The sequence below is a fragment of the Moraxella sp. CTOTU47579 genome (assembly GCF_032004885.1).
Taxonomy (GTDB): domain Bacteria; phylum Pseudomonadota; class Gammaproteobacteria; order Pseudomonadales; family Moraxellaceae; genus Faucicola; species Faucicola tetraodonis.
Genome location: NZ_DALZOJ010000004.1, coordinates 139451 through 163667 on the forward strand (window position 1 = coordinate 139451; position 24217 = coordinate 163667).

At 44.6% G+C, this 24217-nt stretch carries 21 protein-coding genes and 5 tRNA genes; 11 read left to right on the top strand and 15 right to left on the bottom strand.

Annotated elements, in window-relative coordinates:
• Positions 1-64: 64 nt before the first annotated feature.
• The 4 genes from RTP55_RS04325 to RTP55_RS04340 all read right to left on the bottom strand — a co-directional run bounded on the left by RTP55_RS04325 (position 65) and on the right by RTP55_RS04340 (position 2801).
• Positions 65-865, bottom strand: coding sequence for a 3-hydroxybutyrate dehydrogenase (locus RTP55_RS04325; protein ID WP_007116321.1), 801 nt, complete (start codon positions 863-865; stop codon positions 65-67).
• A 66-nt stretch (positions 866-931) separates the two neighbouring features.
• Positions 932-1714 (bottom strand): acetoacetate decarboxylase, encoded by a 783-nt coding sequence (locus RTP55_RS04330; RefSeq protein WP_060994805.1) that lies wholly within the window; start codon positions 1712-1714, stop codon positions 932-934.
• A gap of 218 nt (positions 1715-1932) precedes the next feature.
• Positions 1933-2649, bottom strand: coding sequence for a 16S rRNA (uracil(1498)-N(3))-methyltransferase (locus RTP55_RS04335; RefSeq protein WP_312384461.1), 717 nt, complete (start codon positions 2647-2649; stop codon positions 1933-1935).
• A 62-nt stretch (positions 2650-2711) separates the two neighbouring features.
• Positions 2712-2801, bottom strand: a tRNA-Ser gene (locus tag RTP55_RS04340).
• A 36-nt stretch (positions 2802-2837) separates the two neighbouring features.
• Between RTP55_RS04340 and RTP55_RS04345 the strand changes: the two genes are divergently transcribed.
• Positions 2838-3038, top strand: coding sequence for a hypothetical protein (locus RTP55_RS04345; protein ID WP_312384463.1), 201 nt, complete (start codon positions 2838-2840; stop codon positions 3036-3038).
• 216 nt (positions 3039-3254) lie between these two features.
• Complete coding sequence (locus RTP55_RS04350) at positions 3255-4592, top strand: dicarboxylate/amino acid:cation symporter (protein ID WP_312384465.1); 1338 nt, start codon at positions 3255-3257, stop codon at positions 4590-4592.
• A gap of 76 nt (positions 4593-4668) precedes the next feature.
• Here RTP55_RS04350 and RTP55_RS04355 read toward each other — a convergent pair whose 3' ends face one another.
• The 4 genes from RTP55_RS04355 to RTP55_RS04370 all read right to left on the bottom strand — a co-directional run bounded on the left by RTP55_RS04355 (position 4669) and on the right by RTP55_RS04370 (position 6160).
• Positions 4669-4974, bottom strand: a complete 306-nt coding sequence (locus RTP55_RS04355) for a hypothetical protein (RefSeq protein WP_007116315.1) — start codon at positions 4972-4974, stop codon at positions 4669-4671.
• Between the two features lie 214 nt (positions 4975-5188).
• Positions 5189-5677, bottom strand: a complete 489-nt coding sequence (locus RTP55_RS04360; RefSeq protein ID WP_312384468.1) for a hypothetical protein — start codon at positions 5675-5677, stop codon at positions 5189-5191.
• A gap of 171 nt (positions 5678-5848) precedes the next feature.
• A tRNA-Asn gene (locus tag RTP55_RS04365) sits at positions 5849-5924 on the bottom strand.
• A 160-nt stretch (positions 5925-6084) separates the two neighbouring features.
• Positions 6085-6160 (bottom strand) — tRNA-Asn (locus RTP55_RS04370).
• 391 nt (positions 6161-6551) lie between these two features.
• Here RTP55_RS04370 and RTP55_RS04375 point away from each other — a divergent pair.
• The 4 genes from RTP55_RS04375 (at position 6552) to RTP55_RS04390 (ending at position 7960) form a co-directional block, all read left to right on the top strand.
• The gene (locus tag RTP55_RS04375) at positions 6552-7001 is read left to right on the top strand and encodes an acyl-CoA thioesterase (RefSeq protein ID WP_188875133.1); all 450 of its coding nucleotides are present in this window, start codon (positions 6552-6554) and stop codon (positions 6999-7001) included.
• An 8-nt stretch (positions 7002-7009) separates the two neighbouring features.
• On the top strand, positions 7010-7684 hold the full coding sequence (locus RTP55_RS04380; protein WP_312384471.1) for a DUF2059 domain-containing protein: 675 nt from the start codon (positions 7010-7012) through the stop codon (positions 7682-7684).
• 87 nt (positions 7685-7771) lie between these two features.
• Positions 7772-7847: transfer RNA gene (locus tag RTP55_RS04385), tRNA-Val, on the top strand.
• 36 nt (positions 7848-7883) lie between these two features.
• Positions 7884-7960 (top strand) — tRNA-Asp (locus RTP55_RS04390).
• 364 nt (positions 7961-8324) lie between these two features.
• Here RTP55_RS04390 and RTP55_RS04395 read toward each other — a convergent pair.
• From RTP55_RS04395 to cydD, 7 genes are all read right to left on the bottom strand, one after another.
• Positions 8325-9029, bottom strand: a complete 705-nt coding sequence (locus RTP55_RS04395) for a potassium channel family protein (protein WP_135889249.1) — start codon at positions 9027-9029, stop codon at positions 8325-8327.
• Positions 9030-9052: 23 nt separating this feature from the next.
• Positions 9053-10834: a TrkH family potassium uptake protein gene (locus tag RTP55_RS04400; RefSeq protein ID WP_312384476.1), complete on the bottom strand. Its 1782-nt coding sequence runs from the start codon at positions 10832-10834 to the stop codon at positions 9053-9055.
• 132 nt (positions 10835-10966) lie between these two features.
• Positions 10967-12841 carry a sensor histidine kinase gene (locus RTP55_RS04405; RefSeq protein ID WP_312384479.1) on the bottom strand — a complete coding sequence of 625 codons (1875 nt, stop codon included), beginning with the start codon at positions 12839-12841 and terminating at the stop codon, positions 10967-10969.
• 69 nt (positions 12842-12910) lie between these two features.
• Positions 12911-13579, bottom strand: coding sequence for a response regulator (locus RTP55_RS04410; RefSeq protein WP_312384482.1), 669 nt, complete (start codon positions 13577-13579; stop codon positions 12911-12913).
• Between the two features lie 131 nt (positions 13580-13710).
• Positions 13711-14613: a PepSY domain-containing protein gene (locus tag RTP55_RS04415; RefSeq protein ID WP_312384484.1), complete on the bottom strand. Its 903-nt coding sequence runs from the start codon at positions 14611-14613 to the stop codon at positions 13711-13713.
• Between the two features lie 190 nt (positions 14614-14803).
• Positions 14804-16585 (bottom strand): amino acid ABC transporter ATP-binding/permease protein, encoded by a 1782-nt coding sequence (locus RTP55_RS04420; RefSeq protein ID WP_312384486.1) that lies wholly within the window; start codon positions 16583-16585, stop codon positions 14804-14806.
• Positions 16586-16589: 4 nt separating this feature from the next.
• Positions 16590-18287: a thiol reductant ABC exporter subunit CydD gene (gene cydD / locus RTP55_RS04425; RefSeq protein ID WP_312384488.1), complete on the bottom strand. Its 1698-nt coding sequence runs from the start codon at positions 18285-18287 to the stop codon at positions 16590-16592.
• A 456-nt stretch (positions 18288-18743) separates the two neighbouring features.
• Between cydD and RTP55_RS04430 the strand changes: the two genes are divergently transcribed.
• From RTP55_RS04430 to RTP55_RS04450, 5 genes are all read left to right on the top strand, one after another.
• Complete coding sequence (locus RTP55_RS04430; protein WP_312384491.1) at positions 18744-20372, top strand: cytochrome ubiquinol oxidase subunit I; 1629 nt, start codon at positions 18744-18746, stop codon at positions 20370-20372.
• The gene (cydB, locus tag RTP55_RS04435; protein ID WP_312384602.1) at positions 20365-21501 is read left to right on the top strand and encodes a cytochrome d ubiquinol oxidase subunit II; all 1137 of its coding nucleotides are present in this window, start codon (positions 20365-20367) and stop codon (positions 21499-21501) included. Before RTP55_RS04430 ends, cydB begins: the two co-directional genes overlap by 8 nt.
• A gap of 32 nt (positions 21502-21533) precedes the next feature.
• Positions 21534-21746 (top strand): cytochrome bd-I oxidase subunit CydX, encoded by a 213-nt coding sequence (gene cydX / locus RTP55_RS11065; protein WP_007116301.1) that lies wholly within the window; start codon positions 21534-21536, stop codon positions 21744-21746.
• Between the two features lie 270 nt (positions 21747-22016).
• A complete protein-coding gene (locus RTP55_RS04445) occupies positions 22017-23303 on the top strand; it encodes an ammonium transporter (protein ID WP_409418415.1) in 1287 nt (428 codons plus the stop codon).
• 107 nt (positions 23304-23410) lie between these two features.
• Entirely contained in the window at positions 23411-24187 is a 777-nt protein-coding gene (locus RTP55_RS04450; RefSeq protein WP_219298840.1) for a hypothetical protein, read from the top strand.
• Positions 24188-24217 lie beyond the last annotated feature (30 nt).

The following is a 24217-nucleotide window of genomic DNA, read 5'->3' on the forward strand; positions in this document are numbered from 1 at the left end:
GTTTTGTAATTTATTTTTGTACTTCAGATTTTCTTGTACTTTGGTTTTATAGGACAGCATTCAGCTATTTCATAAACCAGCCGTGACTTGCAATAAATGATTGACCCGTCATCGCATTGGTTGGGAAAGCCGTTAAAAATAAGGTTAATTGAGCGATATCATCGGTTGTGGTAAATTCACCGTCAACGGTTTGACCTAGCATCACGTTTTTCACCACTTCTTCTTCAGAAATGCCTTTTTCTTTGGCTTGTTCTGGGATTTGTTTTTCAACCAGTGGGGTTTTGACAAAGCCTGGACATACCACATATGAGCGCACGTTGTGGGCTGCGCCTTCTTTAGCCAATACGCGGGCTAGACCTAATAGCGCGTGTTTGGCAGAGACGTACGGCGCTTTTAGGGCTGAGGCTTCATGCGAGTGTACTGAGCCCATATAAATAACTGTACCTACTTTATCATTTTGATACATGTATTTAAGTGCCGCTTTGGTAGTCAAAAAAGCACCGTCTAGATGGATGCCAATCATTTTTTTCCAATCAGCGTAGCTAAATTGGTCGATGGGGTTGATGATTTGGATACCGGCATTGGACACTAAAATATCAATATCCCCAAATTCTTGTACCAGTTTATCCACGCCAGCATTTACCGCATCTTCATTGGTCACATCCATTACAATGGCAACCGCTTTGCCGCCTGCGGATTTAATTGCATCCACGGTTGCTTGCGCCGCATCTGGGTTGATATCTGCAATACCTACCGCAGCGCCTGCTTTGGCATAGGTTTCTGCGATATCGCGACCGATACCACTTGCAGAGCCAGTGACGAGTGCGACTTTACCGGTTAAATCAGTAGTGAGTTGAGTAGCCATGATTTTCTCCTTAATTTTTTATGACAAAGTGGTTTTATTATGACGGTTTTACTTATTGAAAATTAATTATTGAAAGTTACTATCGGGACGGGCTTGCGCATCGGCAATGTAGTCTACCGCTACTTCTCCCAACGCCAGGGTGAGATTAGCAATAATATGAGAGGTTTTGACGATTTCTAGCACAGGTAATTTTGACACGGGTGCCATCACATGGTCAAATAACTGTAAGGTAGCAGGTCCTGTATAGGCTGCTTTAACTTCTACATCGGTCAAATAATAACGCACTAACTCGCAAATACGCGGCGTGCCATCGACATGGGGAATAAGTTTTAACAAATAATTGGGGGTTTTTTCCATATTGGCTTTGACGGTGGCTTTGTCCAGTTCATCATATTTATACGCCATAGTGCCTGTGGCCACACGCACACTACCATAGTCGAGGGTGCCAAGTAGGGTGTCGGTGTTGTCGACGGTTAATACAGGTGACGCCATTTTTTTTGGAAAACCCCACAGCTCACGCCCGCCCGCGGTAGGTCCAAAGTCATCTAAAAACATACAATGGGTATAATTGGCATGACGGCCTTCGGCATCAATCACTTCAATCACTTGTCCCGATTCGGTATAGTTGCCAAAACCTGTGCTGTTAGGCATGCGGATAAACTCGTAACTCACTAGCGCGTCATCAGTGATTTGGAGTGGCTCAGGTACAATAGCGCGCAGTTTTTCGGGATCAGTGCGGTAGGTGATAATAAAGTATTCGCGGTCAAAAAATTCGTAAGGACCATTCGAACAAGGTGGGGCAGTAAAAGGCATAAACGTCGCGTTATCTAAGATATCACTCGCTTTCATGAGCTTTCCTTTTTATCTCGTTATATTATCTAGTCATGTTGTTTAGTTATGCAATATTATTTAATTTTATCGTTATGACATGAAGCAGGAAATATCATACACCCTTATGCAAAATCAATCCCAAGACAAAATTGTTATGATGTTGTAATGATTTTTCAGACTTGAGTCCGCTTAACTTTGGCGATAGCAGGTTATCTGACGGCAATATAGGGCTGTTTTTATTGGCTAGTTAACAGTGCATGACCGCAGAGCACACTCACGGCATTCTCAGTGCGTAAGATGCGATTGCCAATATGCGCCACTTGGCAGCCAGCGGTTTTGAATAATTCGACTTCATAATCGATCCAGCCGCCTTCAGCCCCAATCACTAGCACATGTGGCAGGGCATTGTCCCACACTTGGGTAAACTGCTCATTGGCATAAGGATGTGCCAAAATCGCCTGTTTACCTGCGATTAAAGCAGGTAGTTCATCTTCAACAAAGGGTTTTAAGCGTTTTTTGAGGCTCACGGTCGGGCTTACGGTATCACAGGCTTGTTGTAAGCCTTCATGGATATAGTTATCGAGCTGAGTTAAAAATGGGGTTTGCCAGTAGCTTTTTTCACTACGGTAACTATTGACCAAGATAATATGCTGGGCGCCCATCGCCGTCATGTCCAAAAATAGACGACGCAATACCTTGGGGCGGGGAATTGCCAAAATAACAGTCAGTGGCAGTTTGGCAGGTGGCGCAATAGTACAGTGGATTTGCGATAATTCGATACTTGAATCGTAGATATTGCTCACAACCGCTGTGCCTAAATGACCATTTTTGATACCGACTTTCACCGTATCGCCCAATGTCACTTTAAGCACCTGTTTTAAATGCATCACACTCGTTTTATCATCAATAATAGCGGTCGATGAGGTATTTTGCGGTAAAAGAATGATATTCATAGGGATAAATCTTAGGCAATAAAAAACCCCAAAACTTAATTAAGTCAGGGGTTTTTTTAATATGGCGGAAGCTGAGAGATTCGAACTCTCGAAGGGCTCGCACCCTTGCCGGTTTTCAAGACCGGTGCATTCAACCGCTCTGCCAAGCTTCCAAATTGTGGTGGCTATTATATACAAGTGAAATAACAATGCAAGCACTTTTTTACGTTAATGCAAAAAATATTAGCGAAAGAAAGCTAAATAGAAAGTTAGATAACTATACTGAATACCTTGGCCTCATACCATGCGCTGATTTTAAGCAAAGTATTGAAGCGAAAAACGCTCAAAAACCCACCAATCCTGCCTCTAAAAATATTGATACAACGGATTGTTTTAGTGCCTCCATGTGACCCATTGCAGCTTAACAATAATGTTGAAAATTACCTTGCTGATACGTTATCACATTGTTAATATACGCAGCACTGTAATCCATTAGATTTTCTAATGATTGTTGATAAAATTCTAAAGGTTGTGCGACTATTTGGCTAAATTTGTTCCACAATTTTTATCGAAAATGTAACCTTATCCCAGTTTTAGGGTTCGTCAGATAAAGGAGTGTATCTGTCATGATACCTATCGATACCACCACACTCGTGGAACCCCCCAAACCCCGTAAATGGTACCAAATTCTGTATGTACAAGTGATTATCGCCATTGTACTGGGTATCTTGCTTGGTGTATTTGCCCCAGAAGTGGGCGAGGCAATGAAACCACTGGGTGATGCATTTATTAAATTGGTTAAAATGATTATCGCCCCCGTTATTTTCTTGACAGTGGTAACGGGTATTGCTGGTATGAGCAATATGAAGCGAGTCGGTCGTGTTGCTGGTAAAGCAATGCTGTACTTCATTACCTTTTCAACCTTGGCATTGATCATCGGTCTTGTGGTTGCCAATGTGTTGCAACCTGGTGCGGGCCTCAATATCGATCCAGCCACACTGGCAACAGGGAAAGATGCGGCTAAAGTGTCTGAGTATGTTAGCAAAGCGCACGATAGTACCATTACCGGTTTTTTGATGAATATCATTCCAGAAACCATGGTAAGTCCACTGACGGAAGGGAATATCCTGCAAGTGTTATTTGTTTCAGTACTGTTTGGTATTTCGTTAGCATCCGTGGGTGATCGTGCTCGTCCCGTGTTAAACTTCTTTCAAGAGTTATCTGCGCCTGTGTTTAAAGCGGTTGAAATCTTGATGAAAGCTGCGCCAATTGGGGCGTTTGGTGCGATGGCATTTACCATTGGTAAGTATGGCGTGCACTCACTGGGTAACTTAGCCTTTTTGATAGCCTGTTTTTATATCACTTCATTGCTATTTGTGCTGGTGGTGCTCGGTGCTGTGGCACGTTACAACGGCTTTTCAATCATCAAGATGATTAAATACATCAAAGATGAATTGCTATTGGTGTTAGGGACTAGTTCATCAGAAGCGGCACTACCAACCTTGATGCAAAAACTTGAACGCGCAGGCTGCGAAAAATCAGTGGTCGGTTTGGTGATTCCAACAGGGTATTCATTTAACCTAGATGGTACCAACATTTATATGACCATGGCAGCGTTATTCATCGCGCAAGCCTGTAATATTGATTTGACATTGACCCAAGAGATTACGTTATTATTGGTCGCAATGTTAAGCTCAAAAGGCGCGGCAGGTATCACGGGCGCTGGTTTTATCACCTTGGCAGCGACTTTGGCGGTGGTGCCAACTGTGCCCATCGAAGGTATGGCGCTTATCTTAGGGATTGACCGCTTTATGTCAGAGTGCCGTGCATTGACCAACCTAACGGGTAATGCCTGTGCGACGATTGTCGTGTCACGTTGGGAAAATGCGCTAGACAAACAGCGCTTGGACGCAGCGCTCAATGGTCAGCCATTACCGCCTATTGAGCATCATCCCACTGTATAAGCGTATAAAAGCGTTGATGAATCGTAAAAAACCCAAAACATATGCGTTTTGGGTTTTTTTATGGGGCTAAAAATGCCTAAGGTTTTGCCGTATCGTTTGCTTTGGCTTCTGGCTCATTGGCTGTCTCTTCAATCGCTTCAAAAATCACCTCATCGGACACCCCTTGACGCTTCAGCTTTTCGATAAAACGGCTGTCTTTGGCAAGTGAGTAGCCGACATTCTCGGCATCGAGTCCCCGGCGAATATATAAGCGGATCAAGCCTTGAATACGTGGAAACCCATGGCTTTTGGCGACTTGGGTCAACAAATCCCGCATTTCTTCAGTGATTTTGATATGGATAGGAACCATGACTTGTTGATTTTTTTTGATTTTACTAATCATTTGCATGCCTCGCGTGTGATCAATTTTTAGCAATGAAGCTAGATGTAACCAATTTATCAATTAGACGGAAAATTTAGCGCAATTAGATATCTTTAACCTAGTGTAATTATTTCATTGGCGAGAAACAAGCAAGGCAAACGTAAAATTCCTACAAAAACCTTAGCCAAATGTTGGATTAGCTTAACGCTCGATGCGACCATCAAGCTAATTTTCTTTACAAAATTTGTTGTTCCCAATAGGTCTGTACCGATTTATCACATTGATAAACCTTCTCAACGATGCGATCGGCAGGGGCATTATTCACTTTTTTTACCAATTCAACCCACAGTTCAGGCGTACCGAATTCAATAATCACATTGAACAGGGGCGTCATATCGCGCTGCAACAGCGATTGGTCAATCATATATGCCGCAAACACACACGCTTTCGGGTTTTTATCAGCCACGGCGCGATAAGCCATGCCATCAAGCAAGGCTGGCACGGTGATTTTGAATTCTGGTAAAAGCTGCATGGCCAAATGCGCGCTATCAGGCAGCTTGATTAGCTCGATAAATTGGGTGATTAAGCTTTCATAGTAAGATTTATCATCTGATGACAGTTTACCTTGCTGCTGATCGCTCACTAGCTGGGTGATGCGGTCTTTATTAATCGCTTGTTGTAGGGTCAAAAATTGAGATTGGGTAGGGGAAAACGACAGCGTCATAAGTAGTATCTTATCAATAGTATCTTATAGTAATACTAGTAGTACTTTAGCAAGTGAGATAATAGGGTATCAAACAAAGGCGTAGTAAACAGCAAATTGTTAAACTTTGCTCATAAAAAAACCCATTCACAAGGGAACGGGTTCAAAATATACAACAGAATTTGGCTTGATTGGCTCTCCAACCTGGGCTCGAACCAGGGACACATGGATTAACAGTCCATTGCTCTACCGACTGAGCTATTGGAGAACAGATAATCAAGTGGTGCGTATATTACTGAGATTTAAAAAATGAGTCAAGCATTTTTTAGCAAAAAATATTAATAAAGTTCATGATGCAAAATGATTTATAGCAATAATGCTAGATAAAAAAAGACCTTTAACAAGCAATGTTAAAGGTCTTCTTAATATGGCTCTCCAACCTGGGCTCGAACCAGGGACACATGGATTAACAGTCCATTGCTCTACCGACTGAGCTATTGGAGAATAAGCGGTAGAATTTTTTGTTAAACTTGCAAAAACCATCGCAGTGTTTAAGTGGTGCGTATTGTAGCAAATTAACCGTGACTGTCAAGCCCTATATCAAAAATATTCGGATTTTTTATTTTTGACCAGATTGCGGCTAGTAGTCAGTCAGTTACTGATTGGCTATTGTGATGATAAGGCGAATTTGCTACTTTAGCGATTAAGGCATCACTCTATGGGTCAAGTTGGCTCACAGCATTGATTTACAGCTATGTTAGTTCACATCTGAGATGCCGAGGTTGATAATTTTTTATGATAGTTGTTATATAAATTAAGAAGGATCGTCATTGTGCCCAACGCCATTGAATCAAATCAAAATTTGCAAGTTGCCCCTTTACAAAACGAACTTACCATGTCTGTACTGATGACGCCTGATTTGGCAAACTTCACTGGCAATGTGCATGGCGGCGATTTATTAAAGATGCTTGACCAAGTGGCTTATGCTTGTGCCAGTCGCTATAGTGGTGGTTACGTGGTGACGCTATCGGTGGATCAAGTGATTTTTCGTGAGCCGATTCATGTAGGGGAGTTAGTCACCTTTTTGGCAAGCGTCAATTATGTGGGCAAAACTTCGATGGAAGTAGGCATTCGAGTGCAGGCAGAAAATATCCAAAACCGTACGATACGCCATACCAATAGTTGTTATTTCACCATGGTAGCGGTGGATAAATATGGCAAGCCCACCCGTGTACCACCCCTTGAAATCAAAGATAGCCCGCAAGAATGCCGCCAAAAAGCCGCACAGATGCGTAAAGCATTACGTTTTCAAAGTAATAACATTCCCCAATGTGATATCGAGTAGGCAGAAAAATGCGTCATAAATATCCCTCTATAAAATCCAACAAACCGTTACGCCTATTATGGTCATTAACCGCTAAAAAGTTAGCAGGGCTAGCCTTATTGGTATCATCTAGCATGACTATGCTGGTTCATCCTGCTTACGCCGAATTAATCATTCAGAACAACCCAGTTAGTGCTCAACCACCAGTTACGACTATCAACGAATTGCAAACCCAGCCCACGGATGCATCGCTTGACAAGCTTATCAAGGTGCTACATATCGATAAAATGATTGATGAAATGATTGCCCAACGTCAGCAAGCGGCCAGTATGATGAAAGGGCTACCTCAAGAATTGCCTACAGATGAAAATGCGGGTATTTTTAGCCGTCATGCGCAAAAACAGCTTAAAAATATCTTTGTTAAATATAGCACCGTCTTAGGACAGCAATTAGACCAACCCATCTCTAAACAGCAACTGCAACAAACTTATCAAGCGATTGCCAAAAGAACCTATACCCAAGCTGAGGTCGATGCCCTCAACCAATTTTATGAGACCCCAATGGGACAACGCATTTTAAGTAAACAATCGCAAGTTTCCAGTGAGTTTGTGCAGGTGATGATGCCGACCTTGATAGGTGACACAAGCCAATTTGAAAAAGCGATGCCAAGCTTGCAAAAAGATATCGAAAAAATCTTTAAATAACTAGTTGACAATCCATCACAAGTCTATATAATACGCGTCACTTCGATGATATTGAAGCAACTTGATTGGCTTATAAATTGCCTATCAGGGTCGTTAGCTCAGTTGGTAGAGCGTCTGCCTTACACGCAGAATGTCGGCGGTTCGAATCCGTCACGACCCACCAATTTGACAAGTTTGGGTCGTCGTCATCAGCTACCGTGCAGTGGTAGTTCAGTTGGTTAGAATACCGGCCTGTCACGCCGGGGGTCGCGGGTTCGAGTCCCGTCCGCTGCGCCACTTATTTTAGTGGAACTAAAAACGAAATTTTTAAAGTTTTATCCCTCAAATCTCCCCTGATTTGAGGTTTTTTTTGGCTTAAATTTTATACTAAGTTATTGATTTTAAGAAATATATTATTTTATACATTTTTATATTGATGTGATTAGGAAAATTGATTTTGATTGTTAAGTTAAAAAGATATCTATTTCTAATATTTAAGTAAAACTAATGTGATCAAACGCTTGTGACTAAAACGTGACCATTTTATGACCGAAAATTTTGGCTTACGGCTTACAAGGTCACAAGCCGTGGTTAAAACACAAGAAGCCTAGCGACAATCAAAAAATTAGCCACAACGACTAGATGCTTTGATGAGCTATTGTTATGAATTCTGGGATGCGTGCATATACTTGAACAGCCGTCTTAAGTCATTGGTTTCCCCAAATAATACTAAAACCGTATCAGGCTCAATGACAAAATCTGGATGCACAATGCCATCGATTTTGGATTTAGTTTGATTTCGACCAAAACCAAATTGGTTTTGGTGAAATGAAATGGTGGTTAATAGCATCACATTAAATTGATTGATTAAATCAAGGGCGTGAACTGTTTTACCGTAAAATGTAGGCGGTGTCTGTATTTGAACGATACTATAATCGTTATCGAGTTCAAATGAATCAATTAAGCCAGTTAGCGACAGTTTCTTTGCCCAGTGGGTTGCCGCCTCGTTTTCGGGCTGGATGATGTCATCAACCCCCAATGCTTGTAGCACTTTTTCGTGCAGTGGGTTAATGGCTCGGCTAATGATATATTTGGCATTGAGATTTTTGAATAGCGCAGTGACCATCACGTTTTGCCCTTGGTCTTCGCCAATGGTAATGAGTACCACATCTGTCTGGGCAATGGGTAACCCCGAGACGGCATTTTCACTGGTAGAATCGATACAAATCGTGTGCGAAATGGATTCTTTGTAGCGCTCAACTTTATCCATGTCGATATCAATACCAATGACCTCATGTCCTTGACTGGTGAGTTTGGTGGCAAGTGATGAGCCAAAATTGCCTAGACCGACGATGATGTATTTCATATCTATACCTTATCAATTTATCTTTAGGTGATAATAATCTCTTCGCTAGGATAGCGATAGCTTTGATGCCTTGGGCGATTTAATAAGGCAATTAAGATGGTCAATGCCCCAACCCGTCCACAAAACATCAGCCCAATCAGTACGGATTTACTAAATGCACTTAAATGCGGGGTGATACCTAAGCTTAATCCTGTGGTGGTGTAAGCAGAAACACTTTCAAATAACACTTCTGTCATACTCATGTTGGGCTCTGCCCAGCGTATTAACGTACAACCAAACGCAATGATAATCACTGACAAACAGATAATCGCAAATGCCCGCTTCACTGAGATATCCGCAATTTCACGACGGAATATTTCGATACGAGAATAGCCGCGTGCCAGTGACACAATATTGAGTACAGCGACGGCAAAAGTCGTGGTTTTGATACCACCGCCTGTAGAGTTTGGGGCTGCCCCAACCCACATCAGTGCAATGGTAAGCATCACGGTCGGTGGCGCTAGCTGTGCCATGTCTACCACATTGATTCCTGATGAGCGCGGTGCAGCTGCCACAAAAAACCCTGTCACAAGTTTGCCGATGACACTGGTATGCTCAGTTAAGGTGCCTTGCCACTCAAATACAAGCACACTGACAAAGGCAAGCACTAGCAAGGACAAGGTCGTTACTAAACTAATGCGACTATTGATACTCAGTAGCCACGGCTTGGCACCATATCGTGAGCGGTTAGGAAACAACAGGCGCATCACCTGATGGCGCAAATATTCCACGACATTGGCAACTATCGCAAACCCCAACCCCCCAAATAAAAATGTCACCGCCACAACCATTTGTAACGGATAATTAAAGCGCAGTTGTAACTCATATAAGCTATCACTCATCGTTGAAAAACCTGCATTACAAAATGCAGAGATGGCATGAAAAACCGAAAAAAAGATGCGACGATGGATACTCATAGGGACATCAAGCATACTGAGATAAATCGCTATGGCTGCCACGGACTCCACCGCAAACGTGACCGCAAAAATTACTTTGAGCGTCTTTAGCACATCACTCATACGATTAGCTGAGGTCACATGCCCAATCTGTAGCTGTGTCTGGTAACTGATGCGTCCTCGAAAAAAATAACTAAAATAAGTGGCAAAAGTTAAAATCCCTAAGCCGCCCAATTGAAACAAACACATGATAATGATTTGACCCAATGGGGTAAAAAAAGCGCCGGTATCTTTTACCGCTAGACCTGTAATACACACCGCACTCGTGGCAGTAAATAGAGCATCAACAAACGCAATATGACCATAAGTGGCATTTGGCATCATCAGCAAAAACGTGCCGAGCAAAATAAGCAATAGAAAACTTAAAATAAACAACTGGGCAGGATGGGCAACGACTATCTTAAAGCTGAACTCCATCACCAATAACTTACGAATAAAAGAAACCAACAACGCAATTTTTATCAGCGATTTTTCAAACAGGAATTTGTATAAAAAAGAACTATTATCGGCAAAAAAATGTGTCACCAATAGCGCAATGACTAATAAAGCAATGGACAAATCAAACGTTAGCACAAGCTTTGAGCGTATACCTTTTTGCACATATTGACTCAATAACTCAATAAAATTAAGCCCAAGCACGATTAAATAAAACGTCGAAGCCACGCCATGCAACCAAACTTTAAAATCAAACCCTGTCTCAATAATCGCAAGCAATACAGCGAATAAACTGCTATAAAATACCAGTTTATTAAACACACCCGATGGCTTGTCATGCATTGAGTCTAGCGCATTTTTTTTATTTTTTTTCAATATAAAATCAAACATCGTAAAGTTGACTTCCGTTTTACCCAAGCATAGTTGTTGTACTTTATACCGCAATTATACGTTTGAGAAAACTAGATTGAGCAATGATTTAAAAAAAGCAGCGATGATTTGATAAAATTACGTTGTTTTTGAGGCAGGCTGAAACACCAAGGTTACCGTTAAGCCTTGGGTGGTGGCAGTGGTTTGGGCGTTATTCTCAACCACTTGCGTAGGACTCAAATAAATATCGATATGGGCTTGTTGACAAATTTGATAAACAATTGATAAACCCAAGCCCGTACCGCCAATCACCGTCAAACCTGAATGGGTACTTGTGTCTTTGGTGGAAAAAGATTTTTTGGCAGTATCACTATGGGTTTGTGTACTGCTTGTTTGTCCTTGTGCTAGTGATGCGCTCGACGCATTTTGATTGACGCGGTAAAAAGGTTGAAAGACGTCTTGATAATGGGCTGCATCAATGCCAATGCCGGTATCGGCAACTTGGACGATGAGTCGTTTTGCGCGGTGATTGGGTGTGTTGCTAGCGTTGTTCACCAACACAGGGGTCGGGGTCAATGCGTTGGCGAAGTTGGTATGGGTGGTATGGGTCGAATCGCTGCTGCTTGACGTTTGTATTAAATCTTCGATAGCCATCTGGTCAATGACAACCGCGATATTGCCTGTGGTTGGGGTGTATAAAATCGCATTTTGCAGTAAATTTTTGAGGAGGATAAACAAGGCGGTTTCATCTAGACTGACCTGCGTCGCAGACCCCCCCAGCGCGGCGAGATGGTTGTCAACCGACAGGGTTTGGTCTTTGCTATCGGCAATCGGAAATAGCAGTTTGATGGCTTCTCGTAGCACGGCGATTAAATCGGTGGGCGTGTTGGTGCGCTCGGTCAGCTGTGATTGCTGGGCGTCCATACGGGCAAGGGTGAGTAGCTGTTCCACCAAATGTTGATTGTGTTCCACTCTGACAGCGAGCTTATGAATGTTTTGTTTGAATTTGGCTTGCCTTGCAGGGTCGCTATACATCGCCGCGTCTTGACTGTATTTTTGCAGTTGTTGTACTTGCAGCGAGATGGCGGTCAATGGCGAGCGTAACTCATGTGCTGCATCCGCGATAAAGCGATTTTGGTTTTGGATATGGGTGTCAACCCGTTGTAACAACGCATTGATTTCAATGACCAAGGGCATGAGCTCGCTGGGCAGAATTGAGCGATGTTGGCTGTCAGTGGGTAGTTCGATCAAGCTGAGATCTTGACCGTGACGTTTTGCCATTTGCTTAGCTAATATCTGAATCGGACGCAATACGCGCTTTAATACCCAAGGCAATAGTGCAAGCAGCAACAGGGTGGTTAGTAAAATTGGAATAATGGATTGCCAAGCCGATTTTAACGCAATTTTTTTCTGCCATTCGACAGGTTGACGCACAAAAATCACCCGCCTTGGGGTGTCTTTACGAAAGACTTTCCAGATTTCACCATCGAGGGTTAATTCACTAAAACCGACAGGGGTGTTAATCAATTGCGGGTGAGCCATTGGCTCAATAAAATTGGTGTCAATTTTGCCAAAACGGGCCGGGAAGATATCAACTTGCACACCGTCTTTAACGCCTTGATACTGTAGTACGCTGCTTTCATCATTGGATGAGAAAACCGTGGTCGGCGTGCTACTGCTAGGGGCAGAAGCTATCTTAGCTGGTAGAGGTGGTCTAGGCGGTGGTAAGTCATGCGGTGCAAAATCGTTATCTGGGTTTGATAGACGCCTATTAGGCTTCAGGTTACGGGGAGGGGGTCGCAGGGCCGCGCGCGAGCTAACCAGCTCAGCAAGATAGCTAAGATTGGTTTCTTGTGAGGTGTTAAACTCTTGATAGGTATAGCAAAATACCGCAATCTGTACCAAAATGCCAATCGATAGTAACGTGCCAAGGATCCAGACCAGCAACTGTTTTTGCAGTGATTTTTGCAATGATTTTTGCAAGGGCAGGGCGGTTTTTGTGGGGGTAGTCATGGTCATTTTCGTGGGTAGTTAGCGGCCATTGTCTGAATGTTTTTTGAGGCCTTTTGGTATCACTTTTTGTTAGTCTTGGGCTTCGGCACTGATATACCAGCCTAAACCACGGATGTTTTTAATCCGTTTTTGACCAATTTTTTTGCGCAGTCCATAGATTAAAAATTCAATGGCATTGCTCTCTATCCCGGCTTCCCAATTGTAGATAGAATTTTCCAATTCACTTTTTGAGAACACTTTATCGGGCGCGGTCATAAAAGTGGTGAGCAGCATGTATTCTTTGGCGGTAATATCGATTTCTATGCCGTCACGTTTGAGGCGTTTGGCATTGATATCCAGGGTTAAGTCGCCGACTTGTAGGGTGTTGTGGCTATTGCCTTGTGAGCGGCGCACCAACACACGCATACGAGCGAGTAATTCACTCATCGCAAATGGCTTAGTCATATAGTCATCTGCCCCAGCATCCAGCCCTTTCACGCGGTCTTTGATTTGGTCTCGGGCGGTCAGCACCAGTACAGGCGTATCGATTTTGGCACTGCGAAGCGTCTCTAACACGCTCATGCCGTCAATTTCTGGCAAGCCCAAATCCAGCAAAATCACGTCATACGCTTCGACTTTGAGGGTCAAAATCGCTTCTCGCCCATCTTTTGCCCAGTCTACCGCATACGCTTCTTCTTCTAGACTATCAATCAGACTGTCGGCAATAAAGACGTCATCTTCGACGAGTAATACTCTCATTGGGTTACCTTTATACACGAATACTGTTAAACAAATAGACTATAACACAAAAAACCGCCATTCTAAGAATGACGGTGTTGCTCATAGTTGCTCATAGTTGCTCATAAGCAAGGTTGCCATTTGTCGCTCAATTATGGCTGAGTGGGCGCACGACGTTTGAAGTCGTTCAATGATTTGACATCGCTCACGGCACCTGTTTGGGCATCAACTTTAACATGGTAGACTTCTTTACCTTTTACCACTTCAATCTGATAGCTTGGGGTTCTTGGTGATTGATTCTGGGCAGGGTTTGGTGCAGGCGGCATGCCTGTATTGCCCATTTGTGGGTCTCTGTTAGGGCGGCGGTGACCGTCACGAGGACCATGACCCATTTTACCCCCTTTATCCCCACCCAAATGGGCGCCAATGGCTTCACCACCGACTTGGCTTGCTGCCAATTGCATGGCGCGCTCTAGGCTGATATTGGTGGCAGGCGGCGCAGTTAGTTGATTGTTGGGGTTGCCGATGTTGTTGGGGCTATTAGGGTTATTGGGGGTATTGGGTTGTGGCGGACGCGCTGGGCGTGATGGCCGTGATGGCCGTGATGGCATAGTTGCTTGGCTCACTTGACCATTAGACGCATTGACGATATACAGTTGTGGCTGACCATTCGCACTGAGGGTCATGACCCGGTAGCCGACAATGTTGTCATCGGCGTTGTTGGCGATACGGGCAGGGTTTGGGTTGGGTCGGTTGCTACTGTCATGATAGCGTACGCCAACGATGCGTGTGTTCGCGGTTTGTTTTTGTACCAAGGCGACCGCTTGAGAGGCACTGATGCTCGCATTGGCGGCTGCTCGGGCGTTGGCTTGCATGGCTTGTAAGCGTTGCTCAAAGTTCTTGGCATTGGCTGGATGGCGCTTTTGCATTTTTTGCGCTTGTGGTGCCGCTGAGGTGCTCGCACAGGCGGTGACTGTCGCACCTGTAACAATACTAAGCAGAGCTACACTAAGCCCAGTGGCTAAAAATGAGGGGTTAAATTTTGCTAAGTTCATAGGTTTTCCTGCGGTTGTTAATATAGTTGTTGATAACCCTTGATTGGATAGTACTATCATACAAAAATTAAGACAGCAGAGACTTAGCGATAACGCAGAATCAGGCTAGGTAGGTTATAGCAATAGAATTAAAAAATTTGCTTTAGATAAACGCCTGCAGCAATATTCAAAAATATTTGTATCATTTTTTTTAAATTAAAACATCAGGCTCAGGTAATTGCACGATATTAATTGGATAATCAGTTTGCCAAAGATGGTGGGTGACAATGATTAAAATGCCTTGCTGCTGATGCTGTACCAGCATTTGCCACAGTGCTTCACGGCTTTTTTTATCAAGTCCCGCAAACGGCTCATCTAGCAGCAAGATTTTTTTTGGGGTGAGTAATAGCCGTGCCAAGGCAATGCGTCTGGCTTGTCCACCGGAAATAGCTTGCCCGTATTCTCCTAGCGGGGTCTGTAATTGTAGCGGCTGACTGCGCGCCCAGTCTTTGAGTCCAACCTTACCCAGCACTTGCCAAAGCTGTTCATCACTGGCATCGGCGTTGCCCAATCTTAAATTGGTCGCCAAGGTCTGGTCAAAAATATCAATCTGCTGCCCCAGATAACCTGTGAGCGCGGGCGTATCGTGTAACGCTAGCCAATCCCTACCATTGAGCTCTATGCTGCCTTGTTGCGGTGCTAGTTCACGAGCCAGCACTTGTAACAGTGTTGATTTGCCCGCGCCCGAGCGCCCAGTAATCAATACAGGGATGCCTTGGGTGGCAGTCAAGCTGATAGCTTTGAAACCGACAATCGCCTGCGGCATTTTGGCAGCTAGCTGATGGATGGTGAGTGTGAGTGGTGCACTTAGGCGCGCAACATCGATGGGTAAAGGGGCTAAATCATGGTTTAAGTGATTGGTTAAATCAGGCGTTAAATGATGGCTAGGTTGTAGCGAAGGATTGAGTAATTCATTGAGTTGGTGTTTTGCTGCCAAACTATTGCCAAGGGCTAGCGAATGGGTGACTAACGGCGCTAGCAAGTCAGTCATGCCCATGATACCGAGGAATAACGCAAGCAACATCGGCACACTGATGACAAGGGGCGTGTGATAAAAACCCACTAGCAAGCCGACCAAAACCGCTGCAATCAGCCACTGCATGATCAGCATGACCAATGACTGGGCGCGCTGGATGCGCTTTTGCTGATGCGTATGTTGAGTGTCGAGGCTGTTAAAAGCAGTCAATTCGGATTGCCAGCGCTGCCAAATCAATAAATGGGTAAGCGCCGATAGCGGATTGAGCAAACTGACACGCCTAGACTCTGCCAATGCCTGATGAGCGCGGGCGTGCTTGATACTGCGCCATGTCAGCATGGCAGGCAGCATCAAACCTGCGATTAAAAATATGGCAATCAGCATGGGGTTAACCTCATACTGATAAAGTAAGGTGGCTACTAGCAAACTAGCAGTTGTCGCGACTAGCCAAGGTGATACCACGCGCAGTGGCAACTCATTGAGCACCTCAATATCATGGGTTAAACGGTGCATGGCATGGGTAGATTGTAGGGTACTTGATAAGTTTGCCAGTGGCAGCCGTGCAAACTGGTTAAAAAACCGCACTCGCAGCCGCTGCAACAAACCAAACACCGCATGGTGGGATACCATCATTTCACCATAGCGTCCTGCGGTACGTACCATCGCCATCACACGGATAATCGCTGCCGGTACCAGATAATTAAAACTGTGTGAGCCCAGCGCCACCATCCCCGCCATTGCTGCCGCAGAAATAAACCACCCTGACGTCATCAATAGCCCAATCACCGATAACGCAGTCATTATCCCTAACAAGGCAGCAATGAGCCATTTATCTAGCTGCGTGCTAAACAGCTGGGATAAACGGAAGGTTTGATGACTGTTTGCTTTTTTTTGCGGGTGAGTTTTGACAAGGCTATTTTGACTAATAAGCCTATTTTCACTATTAGAGGCTGTCATACCGTTACACCTTCGCCAAAGTAGATGCAATATCAAGGCTTATTTGCCGATCCAGCCAAGGCAGGCTTGTGGCATCGTGCGTCACCCATAGCACGGTTTTACCCCTAGTCACTTGTTGTAATAGCGCATTAATCTCGGCTGCGGTCTCACTATCTAAATGCTCAGTGGGTTCATCGAGTAGCCAAAGCTGCGCGTCTTGTAATAGTAACTGGGCTATTGCCAGTCGTCGCTGCTGCCCACCCGACAAGCCGCTACCACGCTCACCTAACTGAGTATCTAGCTGATTTGGCAGTGCTTTTATCAAAGGTTTTAATCCCACTTGCGCAAGAATTTGCCATAATTTGTCATCACTGGCGGTTGGGTCGGGCAGGCGTAAATTATCGGCGATACTCATTGGCAGTAGCATGGTTTGTTGTGACAAATAGGCGATTTGGTGGCGAAATTGCGTGGAATTGATGGTGTTAAAATTTTGGTTATCAATAAAGATATCGCCTTGATAGGCACAAAAACCCAAAAAAATTTGCAATAGGGTGGATTTGCCGCTGCCACTTTGACCGACAATCGCTAACCGTTCCCCTGAGGCAATAGCAAAACTTAACGGTGCAAGCCGTGTGCGCTGCTGATGATTGACCCAAATATTATCCGCGTCAATGGCAGGGGCTGCAGTTAATACAAAGGGGTTAGCTTTTGTTTTTTCCGCTGACGCAAACGCTAACAACGGTGATAACTCAGCAATCGCGCCTTCCGCTTGCGCTTTGACATGATAATCCGCGCCCAACTGACGTAGCGGGGCATAAAATTCGGGTGCCAACAGCAGCAAAAATAGCGCCGACTGGTAAGGCACAGGCACCGTGTTTTTTTGCCAGGGTAAAATACCGATTAAACCAAAACCCAAATACACGGCAAGTAGCGCAATCGACAGCGCGGCTAACAGTTCTAGCGCTGCGGTGTTTAAAAACGCAATTTTGAGCACCGACATGGTGCGCATACGGTAGGCTTCGGCTGAAGCATCGATATCTTGACTGGCGTGCCCAACAGCATCGAGCCGTTGCAGTGTCGCTGTACCACGTAACCAATCCAAAAATCGCCCGCTTAGCTGTGCCATCGCGGCAAATTGTTGCCGACTTTTACGGGCGGTGGCATGACCAATTAATACCATAAATACAGGGACTAGCGGTGCAGTTAGTAGTAAAATCAGCGTCGCTATCCAGCTTTGGGTCGCAGCGGCGACTAATAGCATGATAGGCGTGGTCACCACAATCAGTCGCTGCAGATAAAAACGGCTGACATAGCCCGTTAAGGCGTCACATTGCTCAATCACCATACTGGCAAGCCCGCCATCACTGCCATACTGGTCGCGCGCCGCACCTACTTGTGCCAGTTTTTCAACTAGCGTTTTTCGTAGGATGCTGGCTACTTGTAGTCCCGCGTCTAACGCCAGCTGGTCTTTGCAAAAATGCAGTAAAGGACGTAGCAACAGACATCCCATCAGCCACGGCAGATAATCAAAAAATACGTCAGTGGCAGGGCGGTGATGGGTAATTTGTGTTAACCAATCTGCAAAGATGACCGCAATCAGCCAAGACTGCACAATCAATACCAGCGTGGACACAACTGACAGTCCCCATGCCATATAAATCGGTCGCTTTGCCATAGCGGCATAGTGACGAAGGGTTTGGTTGACAGCAGAAGTTTCAGACATGGTTGGTTAACAGTAACGATAAAATCAATGGACATATCATAGCGTATCAAGCACGGGTTAGGTACGACAAATCATGCTCATCAAGGCAATGAGATAAAAAAGTGTAAACACACTGCCTACCAATGAGGGTTGATAAAACCTTGATAAAGGCATATAAAAAGCCATATAAAAGACAATTAAATAAGTAAAGCGATGAACGACCCCACTTTAAAATATTACCCTCAACAGACCCATAAACTATCACTCATTCAACTATCACCATCTTTGACAGGGTATGAGAAGATGGTAGCAGCAACGCCATACTCATCATAGTATTTTGTAGTCAGGTGCGACATTATGCCGCATGACAAATAATTTATAGATTTATATAATGTTTGTAAATAAAAACATTACCCTTTTTTAACCACGCATGAGGGTAATTGACATCTGAATTGGTTGTCAAACCAAGGAGTCAACATGATAACAGAACATCTCGTCGATATTTCCCGTCTGCAATTTGCAGTCACGGCGTTATATCATTTTTTATTTGTACCACTCACACTGGGCATGGTGTGGCTGCTGGTCATCATGGAATCCATGTACGTGATGACAGGCAAAGAAGTGTGGAAAGACATGACGCGTTTTTGGGGCAAACTGTTTGGCATCAACTTTGCCTTGGGTGTCACCACCGGAATCACCATGGAATTCCAGTTTGGTACCAACTGGGCGTACTACTCACAATATGTCGGCGATGTTTTTGGTGCGCCGCTTGCCATTGAAGGCTTGATGGCATTTTTTTTAGAATCGACCATGGTTGGACTGTTTTTCTTTGGTTGGGATAGACTGTCACGCGGACAGCATTTGCTAGTGACTATGTTGATGGCGCTGGGTACCAATCTATCCGCATTGTGGATTTTGATTGCCAATGGGTGGATGCAAAATCCGGTTGGCGCAGAGTTTAGTTACCAAACCATGCGCATGGAAATGACCGATTTTGCGGCAGTATTATTTAACCCTGAGGCGCAAAACAAATTCGTGCATACCGTCTCTGCCGGCTATACGGTGGGAGCGACCTTTGTGCTTGCCATCTCAGCGTGGTATCTGCTCAAAAAACGCGATGTCGAATTTGCCAAACGCAGCTTTCAAGTCGCGGCGGCATTTGGTTTTGCGTCGATTTGTAGTACCATCGTGCTGGGTGATGAGTCGGGTTACTCCATTGGCTTGGCACAGCAAACCAAAATGGCAGCGATAGAGGCGATGTGGGAAACCGAGCCTGCGCCTGCCAGTTTTAATTTGATTGCCGATATCAACCAAGCCGAGCAAAAAAACAACTGGGCAGTGCAAATTCCGTATGTGATGGGCTTGATTGGGACGCGCTCACTAGATACCCCGATTTTGGGCATCCATGACATCAAAATCATCAATGAAAAACGCATCATCAATGGTCAAAAAGCGGTGGTACTACTGGATCAATTACGCAGTGCGCCCCCAGGTTCAACCCCAAATCCTGCGACAGTGGCGGAGTTTGAAAAGGTAAAAAAAGACTTGGGCTTTGGGTTATTGCTCAAACGCTATTCGCCTGATGTCAGCAAAGCCACGCCGGCAATGATTAAACAAGCCACCGATGCCACCATTCCGCCTATTATCCCAATGTTTTGGTCATTTCGTGCCATGGTGGGCTTGGGCTTTTTATTGTTGGCATTGTTTACGATTAGTCTTTGGTCAAGTGTCAAAGATAACTTTATCCAAAAACCTTGGCTGTTACGCTGGGCATTATTGATGCTGCCTGCGCCTTGGCTTGCTGCTGAATTTGGTTGGTTTGTTGCCGAGTATGGGCGTCAACCTTGGACGATTTATGGCATGTTACCAACGTATTTTTCAGTCTCCAACATTAGCGTGGCGAATGTGTATGCCTCGCTGGCGGGATTTGTTGGTTTTTATACGGTGCTGCTGATGATTGAAATGTACTTGATGGTGAAATATGCCCGTAAAGGACCTGCGAGTCTAGGTACAGGCAAATACTACGGCGAAGATACTCACAAGGTGCACGTGAGTCCTTCATTAAATTTGCCCCATGATACAGCCGAGGTGAATCATGTTGTTTGATTATGAAACACTCAAAATTATTTGGTGGTTATTGGTCGGTGCGCTGCTCATTGGGTTTGCTATCATGGATGGGCATGATATGGGCGTGTGTTCGTTACTGCCTTTTGTCGGCAAAGATGATGAAGAGCGCCGGGTGATTATCAATACCATTGGTCCGCACTGGGAGGGTAACCAAGTATGGTTTATCACGGCAGGTGGCGCGATTTTTGCGGCATGGCCGATGGTGTATGCCACTGCCTTTAGCGGTTTTTATTGGGCGTTGATGGCAGTATTGTGGGCGTTATTTTTCCGCCCGGTGGGGTTTAAATATCGCAGTATGATACACAATCCAACCTGGCGCAAAGCGTGGGACTGGGGGTTGTTTGTGGGTTCATTTATCCCGGCTGTGGTGTTTGGCGTGGCATTTGGTAATTTGTTTTTAGGCGTGCCTTTTAGTTTTAACAACCATTTGGTATCGACTTACACAGGCTCATTTTGGGCATTACTTAATCCATTTGCCCTACTGTGTGGCTTGATTAGTGCGTCTATGTTGATTATGCAAGGGGGAGCATATTTAGCGCATCGCACCCTCGATGAGGTACAAAATCGTACTCTTAACTACGCTGCTATCAGTAGTATGGTAATGGCAGTGTTGTTTGTGCTGGCAGGGGTATGGATACAATCGATTGACGGCTATCATATCACCAGCCCCATTGACCCCCAAGCCTTACCAAATGTGCTCAATAAAGAGGTGACGCGTCAAGCGGGCGCATGGATGGCAAATTATCATCAGTATCCACTGGCATGGGCATTTCCTGCACTTGGTGTCATCATGCCGATTGTCACGGCAATATTGTTAAAAGCGCGTAAAACCTTGAGCGCATTTATCGCATCCAGTATTGCTGTGCTTAGTGTGATTATGACCGCAGGGGTGGCATTATTTCCGTTTGTCATGCCATCCTCTAGCGACCCACGTTCAAGCTTGACGGTTTGGGACAGTGTATCGAGTCATCTCACCTTGATGATTATGTTGTTTGTCGTGGTGGTGTTATTACCGATGATTGTAGGTTACACCAGCTGGGCATATAGCGTGATGCGCGGTAAAGTGACCAAGGCTTATGTTCGAGAGCAAGAGCATTCACTTTACTGACCCAAATCAAGGCAACTTAATAGGAGAACACAATGTGGTATTTTGCGTGGATATTAGGATTGGGGTTTGCGGTATTATTGGCGATTTTAAACGCGCTGTGGCTTGAAAATGCCGATGCGCGTAATAAAGCCTTTAATCCAAAAGCTAAGGACGATAATCCCACCAATGATGGTACGGTGACAGAAGGCAATCCCACTGAAGATATCCATAAAACAGGTAAGACTTCAGATAACGAGTCCTTATAGCCATCAACCTCAACCATTAGCGCTTTAAGTCATCACGGCTTAAAGCGCTTTTTTATGCGTTTTCAAAACTCGCTATTTTTTAATTATTTTCTTATTTGGTACACAATTTGCATTCCCTGTCTTGGCAAAACTGATTAATACTTGAGCGATAATTTTTTATCGAGGGCATAAGGGCATAAGGGTAAAAGCTTCATGAGAAGGTTAAACAATACGGTTCAACGGCATACGGGTAAACGGCTTAATAAAGCCTATAAATGGCTATTATCCGTGATGGTTTTTTATCAACATTCCTCGGTGTACGCTGCGACGCCCACCAATGAGCAGCTATATGACTACCAAAATGTGATGTGGGTAGTTATTGGCGGTTTGCTGGTGTTCTTTATGCAGGCGGGCTTTGCGCTCATTGAATCAGGCTCAGTGCGCAGTAAAAATACCGTGAATGTGCTGATGAAAAACTATACCGATATGGCGATTGGCGGATTAATTTTTTATATCTTGGGCTATGGCTTGATGGCAGGCAACAACCCCACAGGTTACGTGGGTCAAAGCGAGTTTTTACCAGAGCAGCTTAGCAATATGCAATGGGCACATTTGTTTTTTCAGATGATGTTTGCTTCCACCGCCGCCACCATTGCCAGTGGTGCGATGGCGGAGCGTATTAAATTTTCAGGGTATCTGATTGGTACGTTGATGACTTGCGGACTGATTTATCCCGTCGTAGCCAGTTGGGCATGGGGTGGTTATTATGGCGGTCAAGGCTGGCTTACCCAGCTTGGATTTATTGATTTTGCCGGCTCTTCGGTGGTGCACTCTGTCGGTGGGTGGTTAGCGCTCGCGGGTATTATCGTCCTTGGACCGCGTATTGGTCGCTTTGGCCCTGATGGCACGCCGCGTTTGATTGCCGGTCATAATCTCACGCTTGTCACCTTGGGCGGCTTTATTCTATGGTTAGCGTGGTTTGGATTTAACGCAGGTTCTACACTGACCAGCTCAGGTAATTTGGGCAAAATCATGCTAAATACCCACCTAGCAGGGGTGAGTGCGGTGACGGCTTATCTGCTGATTTCAGGGGTGATGCGTAAAGCAATTTTATTAAGTGATACGGTCAATATCAGCCTTGCAGGGTTGGTCGCCATTACCGCAGGCTGTGCAACCATGTCACCTGTGTATGCGATTGTTACCGGTGGTGGTGCATGTTTGGCGTATTTGGCAGTGAAGCGGTTATTGGATAATGTTCAAATGGATGATGCGGTGTATGCCGTTGCCGTGCATGTGGGCGGCGGTGTGTGGGGTACGCTGGCAGCAGGGCTGTTTTATGAAGGTGATTTATTCGACAGCCATCGTATTATCGTACAGCTGATGGGCATCGGGGCAATGTTTGTTTGGTCGTTTGGACTGGGTATGGTGGTGTATTTTGTGATAGAAAAAACCATCGGTCTACGGGTACTTGCACAGCATGAGCAACGCGGGCTTGACTTTACCGAACATGCCGAAGGGGCTTACCCTGAATTCCAAGATAGCTTATTTAGTCAGCAAACGCTAACTGAGCGGCATTAGTTTTAAATTTTTGCGGTACCTGTATGCTCTGTCGTCACAGGTACCCGACCCACCACAGTCATTTGCGTCAATTGTACTTTTATTAACTTTAAATATTTGGCACCGTCATGAACAAAGAAGCTACTATCAAATCTGCGTTAACACCGTTTTTAAAAGATGCTGATATACGTAAAGCCATGGACATCTTTCATAAAGATTATGCCGATATTACGCCCTACCAAATCCAGCGTTTTGTCCATGAAATTACGCAAGACAACGAAACCAAAGAATATCGCTCAAATATCCGTCGAAGTTTGATGAAAGCGCTGAGTGATTACCAAATGGGTGCAGCCAACCCCCAATCGATGACCCATGATATCCCTAATTTGGGGCAAAATAGCCCAGTCACTTACCCATCATCCAGTCAAGTAGCTATCTCTAACCAAAAACCTGACGCAATATCTAGCCCAATATTTAGCCAAACATCTAACCAAATGGCCGCCTTTGAGTTACTGATTGATAGTTTTATGGCGCAATTTTCACCATTATTGGGCAGCCAAATTTTAGACAGTGTCAAGCAGACGATTCATCAGCATCATAATTCATCAAAATCCCGTGGTTTTGGGCTATTAGCTCGCAAGGCAGAAACCAATCAGGCTTTAACCTTAACCATGATTTACTTTTTTGATCAGTTTTTTGGTGGCGATAAACAAAGTGCGTTGACAATGTCGTTGACAATGTCGTTGACCGATGCGGATACAGCAGGATTTAGAACTATCTTATCGTTATTTTATCAGCAAGCGTGTCAATGGGCGGGTCCTACTGATGCAGATATTGCTTTGGCGCAGGCAAACAAGATTGCCAAAGCCAAATTTGACGCAGCTTTGGTTGAAAAATTTATGTAGAATGCCATTTATATAAAATACTACGGATTG